Origin of the sequence: Nocardia sp. NPDC049526 (assembly GCF_044465765.1) — a bacterium.
Classification (GTDB): Bacteria; Actinomycetota; Actinomycetes; order Mycobacteriales; family Mycobacteriaceae; genus Nocardia.
The window spans coordinates 186,506-198,609 of the sequence record NZ_JBITMA010000008.1; the positions used below are offsets into that span (position 1 = coordinate 186,506).

Genomic DNA, 12,104 nt, shown 5'->3' on the forward strand with positions numbered 1-12,104 from the left:
GGGTAACCACGGAGGGCCCGGGAGCGGCGCAAATCGAACCCCGCGCCGGGAGCGTCAGGCCCGGAGGAGGCAGCGTGGGTAACCACGGAGGGCCCGGGAGCGGCGCAAATCGAACCCAGCTACCCGAGAATGTCCGCGCTCGCATCGACGCGATGCTCGACACGGTCGACGCCGAGTTGCGGACCCGGTACCCGGGCCCCGACGGCCGGGTCCAGCCGATCCACACCGCCTACGTCCCGGCCGACCGGGCCACCGCCGCGACCCCCGCCGAATGGGGTGCGGCGGCGATAGAGCTGCTCGATCGCCACCACGACCTGCTCGCCGGAATCGACGGCACCGACGCGCTGCCCACCGTGCGCAGCCGACTCGAGCAGCGGCCGATCCAGGATCTGCGCATCGACTTCGAAGACGGTTACGGCTTCCGTGCCGACGCCGAGGAGGACAAGGCCGCCACCAATGCGGGGACGGCACTCGCCGAGTGGACGAAGCAACCCGGTGGCCCGGCCGGCCTCGGCATCCGGATGAAGGGTCTGGCGGGCGCCGAACGCAATCGTGCCCTGCGCACCCTCGAGCTGGTCTTGGACGCCGCGGGCGGTGTGCCGACGGGTTTCGTCTTCACGGTCCCGAAGATCCGTGCGGCGGAACAGGCTTCGGCGTTGGTCGCCCTCTGTGACGGACTCGAGCGCGGCTCCGGACTCGCTGCGGGCACCCTGCGATTCGAACTGCAGATCGAGAGCCCGCAGGCGATTATCGCCGCCGACGGCAGCGCCCCGATCGCCAAAATGCTCAGCATGTCCGAAGGTCGTTGCAGTGCTTTGCATTTCGGCACCTATGACTACACCGCCGCCTGCGGTATCGCCGCGCCCGATCAGGCGCTCGACCATCCGGCTGCGGACTACGCGAAGTCGGTCATGCAGGTGGCCGCTGCCCAAACCGGGGTGTGGATCTGTGACGGCTCCACCCAGATCGTGCCGGACCGCGATCCGGAATCCGCACTGCGCAACCATCATCGGCTCGTCGGGCGGGCGCTGCGCCTCGGTTACTACCAGGGCTGGGATATGCATCCGGGCCACCTGATCACCCGCTGGCTGGCCACCTACGAATTCTTCCGGCGCGCCATCGACGTCGCGGTACCCCGTCTGGTCGCCTATCTCGACCGGCGCTCCGGCGGCGTCGTGGACGAGCCCGCCACCGCGGAAGCCTTGGCGGCCACCGTTTTACGCGGCGTGAACTGCGGCGCACGCACCGCCGATGAACTGCGTGCGCTCGCGCCGGTACTGACTCCCGAGGTGCTGCGGGCGCTCGTTGCGCGCGCGCCGATTCCGCAGGAGATGCTGTGAACGACTACGCAGGAGGTGCTGTGAGTAGCGATGCCATCGGAGGTGATGGTCGGGCGACGGATGGGCGCGATGCCGTGGACTTCACACTGCTGCCGGATCTGGCGGTCCGACCGCTCGGCGGATCGGTCATCTGGGCCGATGACGAATTCTTCGCGGAGAAGGAGAATTTGATCAATCCGGGTCCGTCGGAATACCGACCGTCGACCTTCGGGCACAAGGGCCAGATCTACGACGGCTGGGAAACCCGCAGGCATCGCGGCCGACCCGGCGACGACTCGGCCATCGTGCGCCTCGGCGTGCCCGGCGTGATCCGCGGCATCGTGGTGGACACCGCCTGGTTCAAGGGCAACTATCCGCCCGCGGTTTCGGTCTCCGCTCTCGAAATCGACGGCTATCCGCCCGCGGAAGCCATTGCCGAGCGCGACGATTGGGTGCACCTGATCGACCGCGCCCCGGTAACCGGGGACAGCCGCAATCCGTTCGCGATCGAGAACGAAAACCGTTGGACACATGTGAAACTCACCATGCACCCGGACGGCGGCGTCGCCCGGCTGCGCGTACACGGCGAGGGCAGGCCCGACCCCGAGCTGCTCGGTCTCGGCCCGCTGGACCTGGCCGCACTGGAAAACGGCGCCCTGGTCCTCGACTGCTCCAACCGCTTCTACAGTTCGCCGAACCAGTTGCTCTACCCGGGTCTGGCCCGAAAAATGGGCGACGGCTGGGAAACCGCACGCCGCCGCGACGACAGCAACGACTGGGTGCATATCCGGCTGGCCGGACCCGGCCTCATCCGTCTCGCCGAGATCGATACGTCGTACTTTCTCGGCAATAGCCCCGGCTCGGCCCGGCTCACCGGCCGCACCACCGACGGCACCGAACTCGAATTGCTCCCGCGCACCGAACTGCTGCCCGACACCAGGCACCGCTTCGCGATCGCGCCGATGGCGGCCTCGGTCGAGGAGGTCCGCCTGGATATCTACCCCGACGGCGGACTCGCGCGACTGCGCCTCTACGGCGAACTCGGGGGCTGAGCGGCATGGGCGAACGAGATTTCGTCGGCTACGGCGCGACGCCACCGGATCCGCAGTGGCCGGGTGGTGCGAAGATCGCGGTCCAGTTCGTCCTCAATTACGAAGAGGGCGCCGAGCACAATGTGCTCGACGGCGATCCGCATTCGGAGACGTTTCTGTCGGAAATGACTCCCGCGCAAGCCTTTCCGAATCGGCACATGAGCATGGAATCGCTCTACGAATACGGCTCCCGCGCCGGACTGTGGCGGGTCCTGCGCGCCTTCGATCGCCGCGACCTACCGCTGACCATCTTCGCCGTCGCCCGTGCCATGCAGCGAAATCCCGAGGCGGTGGCCGCCTTTCGGGAACTCGGCCACGAAATCGCCTGCCACGGCCTGCGCTGGCAGTCCTACCAGCTCACCGACCGCGACACCGAGCGCGAACATATGGCCGAGGCCGTGCGCATCCTCACCGAACTCACCGGCGCGGCCCCGCTCGGCTGGTACACCGGCCGGGACTCCCCGCACACCAGGGAACTGGTGGTAGAACACGGCGGTTTCGTCTACGACTCCGACTCCTACGCCGATGATCTCCCGTACTGGGTCACCGTGCACGGCCGAAACCACCTGGTTGTCCCGTACACCCTCGACACCAACGACATGCGCTTCGCCTCACCCGCGGGCTTCCCCAGCGGCGAGCAATTCTTCGCCCACCTCCGCGACGCCTTCGACGTGCTCTATCGCGAAGGCGCGGAGGGCAGTCCGAAGATGCTTTCGGTCGGCCTGCACTGTCGTCTGGTCGGCCGCCCGGCCCGCCTCGCCGCGCTGGAACGCTTCCTCGACCACGTCCAGTCGCATGCCGACGTATGGGTCGCGCGCCGCATCGATATCGCCGAGCACTGGCGTCGGGTGTTTCCGGCGGGTGGCGCCTAGGGGACGGCAGTCGGCGGGGTGGGTGAGCCCTGGGGACGGCAGCCGGCGGAGCCGGAGGGGTGGATAAGTTCAGTCGAACAGATTCCGCACGAACGGCAGCGAATCCGGTAGCGACGCATTGACGGTCCCGCTGTGGTCCTCCGGATATGTATGCAGCGTGACCGGCTGCCGATTCGCCTCGAGCACCGCGGCGTACCGCAGCGTCTCCGGTGTAACCACATCGGTGTCGCGCAACCCCTGCCCCAGGAACAGCGGCCTGTCGTAACCGGATTCGGGCAGGCCGAGGTATCCGGTCAGCAGCCTGTGCAGGTCCGGGATCTCGAGCAGCGGGCGGGAGAACAGGTCACCGATCACCACGCCGTCGGCCGCGAGCGCATCGCTGAGCGGGTTGATGCAGTCCTCGCGGGCGCGGGCGAGCCAGTCGCGGCCGGAGTCGGTCAGATACGAATCGATATTCAGCGCCGGATAGGTGGTGCGCAGGCCGTTGAGGATGTAGAACACGTACGCCGACGAGTGCGGCGATAATTTCACCGGCGGCACATGCGGACCGAGCGGCAGCAGAATGTCCTGGATATACGCCGGTATGCCGGTGCCGACCGCGCCGCGGTAGTCGAGTTCGGGTCCGTCGAATTCGGAGGCGTAGCGCGCCGTGTAGACGGCAGCACCGGCGCCCTGTGACTGACCGACGACCACCCATTTCTTCGCCAGCGACGAGTACTGCCTGGTGGCGGCCCGCACCGCATCGACGATGTTGTGCGCGACCACGACGCCATTGAGATAGGGATGTTCGCCCGGCGTGCCGAGTCCGGCGTAATCCGCTGCGACGATCGCATAGCCCTGGCGCAGCCACGTCTCGAGATACGCCCAGTCCCGCTCGACCGCGCTCGGCCCGGCGATGCTGTAGGCGCAGTCGTCGCCGAGTCCGACCGTGCCGTGCGCCCACGCGATCACCGGCCAACCACCTTCGGGTGCTTCCCCGGGCGGAAAGTAGACCGCGGCGCCGGCCACCGTCGGCACATCGTTCGCGGTGGTCGTCGTATACAAGATGCGGCTGGAATTCACCGAACCGGGCGGTGTCGCCACCGCGGCCAGCGGCGCGATGGATTCCACCGCGCCCGGATCGGCGCTCGCCGCAGGCAGTTGCAGGCCTAGACCACATACGACGGCAACGGCGAACCACAGTTTCCGCATAAAGGCTCCTCTCGGACGCGGAACGTCTGTCCGCGATGGGACGCGGTCTGCCAATCGAACCATCGGCGCCCATTTCGAGGTGGCGGAGGCCACACGGACGCTTGTGAAGGTGCTCACAACCCGGAATGCCGGGCGCGTCGGATGCCGGCCCGTCGGGCGATCTCAAACAGTACGAGCGTTACGCTAAAACCGCATGTCAGCGCTACCGGCGGGTAGGTTTCACGCGTGCAATTCGCAGGCAAATTTCGCAAAGTTAGCAAAGGCCAGTCGAAACCTAGCTCGGATTCACACTTGCAACAGGTAGACGGCTATTTCCTGGTGTGCCATCGTGTGGAAGTACACCCCATGGGCCTAGCAAGCCTGCAAATTGCCGCCACAGCAGTTCGAGCGATGCTCGACCGTGGGGCACCGAAACGAAGAAGTGGAGTCAGAGATGTCGAACGTCGGCACCCCGAAGACCGCTGCGGAGATCCAGCAGGATTGGGACACCAACCCGCGCTGGAAGGGCATCACCCGCAACTACACCGCCGACCAGGTGTCGAAGCTGCAGGGCACCGTCGTCGAAGAGGCCACCCTCGCCCGTCGTGGCTCGGAGATCCTCTGGGATCTCGTCAACAACGAGGACTACATCAACTCCCTCGGTGCCCTGACCGGTAACCAGGCGGTCCAGCAGGTCCGTGCTGGCCTGAAGGCCATCTACCTGTCCGGTTGGCAGGTCGCCGGTGACGCGAACCTGTCCGGCCACACCTACCCGGACCAGTCGCTGTACCCGGCCAACTCGGTTCCGTCCGTGGTCCGCCGCATCAACAACGCGCTGCTGCGCGCCGACGAGATCGCCAAGGTCGAGGGTGACACCTCCGTCCAGAACTGGCTCGCCCCGATCGTCGCCGACGCCGAAGCCGGCTTCGGCGGCGCGCTGAACGCCTACGAGCTGCAGAAGGCCATGATCGCCGCCGGCGCCGCCGGTGTGCACTGGGAGGACCAGCTGGCCTCCGAGAAGAAGTGTGGCCACCTGGGCGGCAAGGTGCTGATCCCGACCCAGCAGCACATCCGCACCCTGACCTCCGCGCGTCTGGCCGCCGACGTCGCCGACGTGCCTTCGGTGATCATCGCCCGCACCGACGCCGAAGCCGCCACCCTGATCACCTCGGACGTGGACGAGCGCGACCGTGAGTTCCTGGACGGCACCCGCACCGCCGAGGGCTTCTTCGGTGTGAAGAACGGCATCGAGCCCTGCATCGCGCGTGCCAAGGCCTACGCCCCCTACGCCGACCTCATCTGGATGGAGACCGGCGTGCCGGACCTCGAGGTCGCGCGCAAGTTCGCCGAGTCCGTCCGCAGCGAGTTCCCGGACCAGCTGCTGGCCTACAACTGCTCGCCGTCCTTCAACTGGAAGGCGCACCTGGACGACGCGACCATCGCGAAGTTCCAGCGTGAGCTCGGCGCGATGGGCTTCAAGTTCCAGTTCATCACCCTGGCCGGCTTCCACTCGCTCAACTACGGCATGTTCGACCTGGCTCACGGCTACGCCCGCGAGGGCATGACCGCCTTCGTCGACCTGCAGGAGCGCGAGTTCAAGGCCGCCGCCGAGCGTGGCTTCACCGCCATCAAGCACCAGCGTGAGGTCGGTGCCGGCTACTTCGACACCATCGCCACCACCGTGGACCCGAACACCTCGACGGCGGCCCTGAAGGGTTCCACCGAAGAAGGTCAGTTCCACTGATACATGGCGGCGCTCCGCGCCGCGTGTTCGCGGCCCGAAAGGCTCGCTTCCGAGCACTCGAGACTCGCGCCTTCGGCGCATGCGCTTCGAGTACTCGGAAGCGAGCCGGCCGCGAACGGGCTCGTCGGGCTCGCCCCGTATGGGGTTGCGTAAGCACTCGAGTCGCCACACCGTGTTCGCACAGGGAGTGAGGTTCCCGACGTGAATACCGCTAATCCTCTACTCCAGTAGGGGTGTACCGCCCTCCCGGCTGAACAGCCCCAGCCGGGAGGGCATCCCTATCCTTGGACCATCGAAGGTCAGCTCTTATCGGAGCGTCCTTCGCCATCAGCCACCCGACAGCCAGACAAAAACAGCAGGAGCGGGACGTGAGCAGCGAGAAGATTCAGCGCGTCGGCATCATCGGTGCCGGTCAGATGGGTGCAGGCATCGCGGAGGTGTGTGCGCGGGCGCATATCGACGTGCTCGTCTACGAACAGACCCGGGAGCTAGCCGCCGCAGGTCGCGCCCGCATCCTGCGCTCGCTCGACCGCGGCGTCAGCAGCGGCAAGATCACCGAGCGCGAGCGCGAACAGGCCGCATGGCGGCTGCGGTTCACCTCCGACCTCGGCGATTTCGCCGACCGCCAGCTGGTGGTCGAGGCGGTGCTCGAGGACGAGAAGGTCAAGACCGCCATCTTCGCCGAACTCGACAAGGTGGTCACCGATCCGGACGCCGTGCTGGCCTCCAACACCTCCTCCATCCCGATCATGAAGATCGCCGTCGCCACCGCCAACCCGGAGCGCGTGGTCGGCATGCACTTCTTCAACCCGGTGCCGGTGCTGCCGCTGGTCGAGCTGGTCACCACGCTGAAGACCAGCGAAGCCGTGTCCGCACGGGCCGAGGCTTTCGCCGGCGATGTGCTCGGCAAGCAGGTCGTGCGCTCGGCCGACCGCTCCGGCTTCGTGGTCAACGCGCTGCTGGTGCCGTACCTGCTCTCGGCCATCCGGATGGTCGAATCCGGCTTCGCCACCAAGGAAGACGTCGACAAGGCGATGGTGCTCGGTTGTGCCCACCCGATGGGTCCGCTGGCGCTGACCGACCTGGTCGGCCTCGACACCGTCAAGTCCATCGCCGACTCCATGTACCAGGAGTTCAAGGAGCCGCTGTACTCGGCGCCGCCGCTGCTGATGCGCATGGTCGAGGCCGGTCTGCTCGGCAAGAAGACCGGCGCGGGCTTCTACCAGTACAAGGTCTGATTCTGTGTTGATTTGCCGCGCCTGCGGCGCGGCGTGTTCGCGGCCCCCTGGTGTCTCGCGTCCGAGTCGTCGAGACTCGCGCCTGCGGCGCATGCGCTTCGACGGCTCGGACGCGAGACGGGCCGCGAACGTCGCTGGTAAGACTCGCTCCATGGTGGTCGCTCAGGTGTCAACGATCACCTGAGCGACCACCACGGAGTCTTACCCTGCCGATGCTGTCAGCGGCATAGGCTGCAAGAAAGGTTGGGCCGTGACCAGCGGCTCGGCCGAAATACCGAGAGCGCAGCGCTGCTGCGGGGTCTGGGTCGAGGATTCCGCGCAGGTGATCGAAAGGGAGTGCCCCGCTCATGGTCAATGTTCAGGACGGTTACGGATCCAGCATTCTCGGCTACCCGAGGATCGGGCCGCACCGGGAACTCAAGCGGGCCCTCGAGGGCTATTGGCGTGGTGGGGTTTCCCGCGACGAACTGCTCGCGGTCGGGCGCGATATCCAGGAGCGGCAGTACAACGGGTTGGCCGCCACCGGTCTGACCCAGGTGCCGGGCAATACCTTCTCCTTCTACGACCACATTCTCGACAATGCGCTGCTGTTCGGTGCGGTGCCCGCGCGGTTCAAGCCCTACCAGGACGAGCTGCATCCGCTGGACTTCTACTTCCTGATGGCGCGCGGTCGTCCGGATCTGCCGCCGCTGGAGCTGGTGCGGTTCTTCGGTACGAATTACCACTACCGCCAGCCCGAACTCGACGAGAACACCGAATTCTCGCTGCACCCCGAGGCTTTGCTCGACGAATGGGATCGCGCCAAGGCCGGTGATATCGAGCTGCGTCCGGTGGTGGTGGGTCCGGTGTCGCTGCTGCTGCTGTCCAAGGCGGGCCATATCCCCGGTGAGGCAGGCGGTTTCGACACCCTCAGCCTGTTGGACAAGCTACTCCCGGTGTACGAGGAGCTGTTCGAGATCCTCGCCAAGCGCGGGTCCACCTGTGTGCAACTCGACGAGCCGTGCTTCACCAGTGAGCGCACTCCGGCAGAGCTGGCCGCGTTCGAGCGTGCCTACCAACGACTTTCGACCTCGGCGCTGCGGCCGCGCATGCTGGTCACCGGGCAGTACGGCGATTTCGGTGAGGCGCTGCGCATTCTGGCCGAAACCAATGTCGAGGCCATCGGACTGGATCTGGCCGGCTATCGGATCCAGCCGGAAGAGCTCGCCGAGATTCCCGGCATTCGGCGTAAGCGCTTGTACGCGGGCGTGATCAGCGGTCTCAATGTGTGGCGTTCGGATCGCTACGTGACGCTGGAATACCTGAACGAGCTGGCCAAGGTGTGCCCCGATCTCGTGGTGTCCACCGGCACGACACTGCTGCACGTGCCCTATGACGTGCTCGCCGAATACGACATCGAGGGCAATGTCGCCGACCGCCTCGCGTTCGCGCGGCAGAAGGTCGGCGAGGTGGTTTCGCTCGCCAAGGCGCTCACCGAGGGGCCCTCGGACAAGTGGCGCAAGCGGCCCACCGAGGTGCACTTCAAGCAGAAACACGCGGTGCGGCAACGGGTTTACGCGATCACACCCGATATGCGCTCGCGCGAACCGTACGAAGTGCGCCGCGAAGCCCAGCAGCGCAAGCTGAATCTGCCGCCGGTGCCCGCCACCACGCTGGGTTCCTTCCCACAGACGGACAGGATTCGCCAGGCCCGCTACGACCTGGGCCAGGGCAAACTGTCCTACGACGAATACCGCAAGAAGATCGAGGCCGAGATCGAGGCCACGATCCGCCTGCAGGAGGACATCGGACTCGATGTGCTCGTGCACGGTGAGCACGAGCGCAACGACATGATCCAGTACTTCGCCGAGCTGCTCGACGGCTTCGCGACCACTCACTTCGGCTGGGTGCAGGTGTACGGATCCCGTTGTGTGCGACCGCCGATCATCTACGGTGATGTTTCCCGGCCCGCGCCGATGTCGGTCGAGTGGATCAGCTACGCCCAGTCGCTGACCGACAAGCCGGTCAAGGGCATGGTCACCGGTCCGGTCACCATGATCGCCCGTTCGTTCGTGCGCCAGGATCAGCCGCTGTTCGAGACCGCCGATCAGGTCGCGCTCGCCATTCGCGATGAGGTCGTGGATCTCGAACGAGCCGGGATCTCGATCATCCAGGTCGACGAGCCCGCCATTCGCGAGTTGCTACCCATGCGTCCGCAGGGGCGCGCCGAATATCTGCGGTGGGCGGTCGGGGCATTCCGCCTGGCCACCTCTGGTGTCAAGCCGGAGACCCAGATCCACACGCATATCGGCTATTCCGGTCGCACCGAGGTGGTCGACGCGATCGAGGAGCTCGATGCCGATGTCACCGCGATCGTGGCGACCCGCTCGATCGAATGGGTGTTGAAGGCGCTCAAGGAAGACTCCGCATCGGGTCACGGCCTGAGTCACGGCGTCGGTCCCGGTGTCTACGAGAGCCGTTCGGCGCGGATCCCGGATATCGACGAGCTCGACGAATTGCTCACGGCCGCAGCCGAAGCCATCAGTCCGGAACGCTTGTGGGCGAATCCGGACGGCGGGCTCAAGACTCGGCACTACTGGCAGTTGGAGCCCTCGCTGCGCAATATGGTCGCCGCCGCGCGCCGTGTTCGTCGGCGGGCCACGCCGACGGAGTAATACCGAAGACGAAGGCCGCCGCCATGTCTCGGACGTGGCGGCGGTCTTTTGCGGCTCGGGTGATGGACGCCATATCGAATCGGTACAGTACGTACCGTATCGTTGAGATATGGCTGAGCAGACATGGCCCGAGTCGTTGCCGGTGGTCCAGGTTCGAATTGCCAGGCCCACCGATCGGTTGGTAGAGGTCGTGCGGTTCTACGTCGAGGGGTTGGGACTGCGCGAGCTCTACCGATTCGAAAATCACGCGGGCTACGACGGCGTGATGCTCGGATTGCCGGGGACCGGATATCACCTGGAGTTCACCACCCATGTGGACGGCAGTCCCGGCGCTGCGCCGAGCGCGGAAAACCTGCTGGTGCTCTACTTTTCGACCGAGGCACAGATGTATGACGTCGCACAGCGCCTCGGTGAATTCGGGGTGGAGCCGGTGCCCGCCGAGAATCCGTATTGGGCGGCCAACGGCGGCTTGACCTTTCCGGATCCGGACGGTTGGCGAGTCGTCCTGATGCCGCACCCGGTGTTCTGATGCCGGGACGCGCGCGCGAAGACCGTATCGACACCGCGGTGCTCGCCGCGGCGCGAGAGCTGTTGGACGAGAACGGTTATGCCGAGTTGTCCATTGGCCAGGTAGCGGCCGGAGCGGGCGTGCACCGCCCGGCGATCTACCGCCGCTGGCCCTCCAAACGCCACCTCGTTGTCGATGTCGTCGCCGACCTGCTGGGTTTGCAACCAACGCCGAACACCGGCGACCTGCGTGCCGATCTGACCATCGCCATGCGCAATCTGGTTGCCGCACTACGCGATACCTCGCTGAGCCACGTATTGCCCGCCCTGGTGGCGGATCTCGCCAACGACCCAGATCTGCGCGCCCACTTCCTCGCGACGGTATTCGAACCACGCAGGCGAACCACCGCGATCGCACTGGAATCGGCCATCCATCGAGGCGAGATCGACCCGGGTATCGATCTCGATTTCGTCCTCGACGCGGTTGCCGCCCCGATCTACTACCGCGCCCTCTTCGGCCATCTGCCGCTGACCGAAACCCTCGCGGAACAATCGGTCGATGGCCTGCTGCGCGCAATCGCTCGCTGACCGGTGCTCGTTGCGGCGGGGGTGAGTCCGATCTCGATCGACGCTGGTCAGTCGCTGAGCGCGGCCACGACGAGCATGAATGTCGCGCCGGTGACGGTACAGGCGAGGGTCAGGCGGGACGGATGTTCGGCGTGGGCCTCGGGGAGGATGTCGGCGGTGGCGAGGTAGAGCAGGAATCCGGCGAAGTAGCCGAGGTAGAGGCCGACGGTCCCGGCGGGAACCCGGATGACGGTGCCGATCACCGCACCGATGACCGGGGCGATGGCGTCCAGGGCGAGCAGGGTCAGTGCGCGTCTGTGGGCGGAGCCGTAGAGCGTGGTGATGGTGAAAGTGTTGAAGCCGTCGGCGAAGTCGTGACAGATGACGGCAATGGCGACCGCGATGCCGACGGTGGCTCCGGCTTGGAAACCCAATCCGATGCCGAGTCCGTCGAGGGTGCTGTGGAAGATGAGCCCGGCCGCCGCGACCAGCCCGACGGATTCGAAACCGTGCTTGTGCGAACCGAATTCGCCTTCATGGCCGGTGTGGATGGCGACCGCGCGCTCGATCACATGGATGGTGACAAAGCCGAACACGGTGGCGATCAGCGCCGCGGGGACACCGAGCACGATATCCCCCGACTGCTCCAATGCCTCCGGCAGCAGATCGAAGAACACCACACCCAACATGACACCCGCCGCCAGCCCCAGTACCAGATGTTTGCGGTCGCCGATCCGCACCGCCACCAGCCCGCCGACCAGCGTCGAGCACATCGATACCAGCGCAAGCAGAATCGCCATGGGTCCAGCATCTGTCACCCGCCGCCGAGGCGATGCGATATTCGCGCAGTGAATTCGCTGCCTGTTCGCGATGCCAGGCGGCGCGCCGCATCGGCAGCGGCCGCTATTCGGGCGCGAAGAGCGTGGATATGGCCGAGTTGGA

The 12,104-nt window shown here is 66.2% G+C and carries 10 protein-coding genes; 8 read left to right on the top strand and 2 right to left on the bottom strand.

Translation table 11 applies throughout. From position 1 onward, the window contains the following. Positions 1-152 precede the first annotated feature (152 nt). Genes ACIBW7_RS25390 through puuE form a run of 3 tightly spaced genes read left to right on the top strand, consistent with a single transcriptional unit; the run spans position 153 to position 3,282 of the window. Complete coding sequence (locus tag ACIBW7_RS25390; RefSeq protein ID WP_397050790.1) at positions 153-1,340, top strand: DUF6986 family protein; 1,188 nt, start codon at positions 153-155, stop codon at positions 1,338-1,340. Positions 1,341-1,360: 20 nt separating this feature from the next. Continuing rightward, positions 1,361-2,371 (top strand): allantoicase, encoded by a 1,011-nt coding sequence (gene alc, locus ACIBW7_RS25395; RefSeq protein ID WP_397050359.1) that lies wholly within the window; start codon positions 1,361-1,363, stop codon positions 2,369-2,371. Between the two features lie 5 nt (positions 2,372-2,376). Next, positions 2,377-3,282 carry an allantoinase PuuE gene (puuE, locus tag ACIBW7_RS25400; protein ID WP_397050361.1) on the top strand — a complete coding sequence of 302 codons (906 nt, stop codon included), beginning with the start codon at positions 2,377-2,379 and terminating at the stop codon, positions 3,280-3,282. 69 nt (positions 3,283-3,351) lie between these two features. On the opposite strand, the gene ACIBW7_RS25405 is transcribed toward puuE, so the two are convergent. Further along, a complete protein-coding gene (locus tag ACIBW7_RS25405) occupies positions 3,352-4,473 on the bottom strand; it encodes a lipase family protein (protein WP_397050363.1) in 1,122 nt (373 codons plus the stop codon). 433 nt (positions 4,474-4,906) lie between these two features. On the opposite strand from ACIBW7_RS25405, the gene aceA reads away from it, so the two are divergent. The 5 genes from aceA (at position 4,907) to ACIBW7_RS25430 (ending at position 11,183) form a co-directional block, all read left to right on the top strand. Next, positions 4,907-6,196, top strand: coding sequence for an isocitrate lyase (gene aceA, locus ACIBW7_RS25410; RefSeq protein ID WP_040696392.1), 1,290 nt, complete (start codon positions 4,907-4,909; stop codon positions 6,194-6,196). A 368-nt stretch (positions 6,197-6,564) separates the two neighbouring features. Next, positions 6,565-7,434 (top strand): 3-hydroxybutyryl-CoA dehydrogenase, encoded by an 870-nt coding sequence (locus ACIBW7_RS25415; protein ID WP_357481834.1) that lies wholly within the window; start codon positions 6,565-6,567, stop codon positions 7,432-7,434. A 347-nt stretch (positions 7,435-7,781) separates the two neighbouring features. After that, the gene (gene metE, locus ACIBW7_RS25420; RefSeq protein WP_397050366.1) at positions 7,782-10,088 is read left to right on the top strand and encodes a 5-methyltetrahydropteroyltriglutamate--homocysteine S-methyltransferase; all 2,307 of its coding nucleotides are present in this window, start codon (positions 7,782-7,784) and stop codon (positions 10,086-10,088) included. A gap of 109 nt (positions 10,089-10,197) precedes the next feature. Continuing rightward, positions 10,198-10,617, top strand: a complete 420-nt coding sequence (locus ACIBW7_RS25425; protein WP_397050368.1) for a VOC family protein — start codon at positions 10,198-10,200, stop codon at positions 10,615-10,617. Then, the gene (locus tag ACIBW7_RS25430; protein WP_397050370.1) at positions 10,617-11,183 is read left to right on the top strand and encodes a TetR/AcrR family transcriptional regulator; all 567 of its coding nucleotides are present in this window, start codon (positions 10,617-10,619) and stop codon (positions 11,181-11,183) included. Before ACIBW7_RS25425 ends, ACIBW7_RS25430 begins: the two co-directional genes overlap by 1 nt. A 47-nt stretch (positions 11,184-11,230) precedes the next feature. On the opposite strand, the gene ACIBW7_RS25435 is transcribed toward ACIBW7_RS25430, so the two are convergent. Continuing rightward, entirely contained in the window at positions 11,231-11,962 is a 732-nt protein-coding gene (locus tag ACIBW7_RS25435) for a ZIP family metal transporter (protein WP_397050372.1), read from the bottom strand. Between the last annotated feature and the right edge of the window lie 142 nt (positions 11,963-12,104).

Excerpts from the sequence above, each read along its gene's own strand:
- ACIBW7_RS25425 (WP_397050368.1), top strand. The coding sequence starts at position 10,198 with ATGGCTGAGCAGACATGGCCCGAGTCGTTGCCGGTGGTCCAGGTTCGA.
- metE (WP_397050366.1), top strand. The coding sequence starts at position 7,782 with ATGGTCAATGTTCAGGACGGTTACGGATCCAGCATTCTCGGCTACCCG.
- ACIBW7_RS25430 (WP_397050370.1), top strand. The coding sequence starts at position 10,617 with ATGCCGGGACGCGCGCGCGAAGACCGTATCGACACCGCGGTGCTCGCC.
- puuE (WP_397050361.1), top strand. The coding sequence starts at position 2,377 with ATGGGCGAACGAGATTTCGTCGGCTACGGCGCGACGCCACCGGATCCG.
- ACIBW7_RS25435 (WP_397050372.1), bottom strand. The coding sequence starts at position 11,962 with ATGGCGATTCTGCTTGCGCTGGTATCGATGTGCTCGACGCTGGTCGGC.
- ACIBW7_RS25390 (WP_397050790.1), top strand. The coding sequence starts at position 153 with ATGCTCGACACGGTCGACGCCGAGTTGCGGACCCGGTACCCGGGCCCC.
- aceA (WP_040696392.1), top strand. The coding sequence starts at position 4,907 with ATGTCGAACGTCGGCACCCCGAAGACCGCTGCGGAGATCCAGCAGGAT.
- ACIBW7_RS25405 (WP_397050363.1), bottom strand. The coding sequence starts at position 4,473 with ATGCGGAAACTGTGGTTCGCCGTTGCCGTCGTATGTGGTCTAGGCCTG.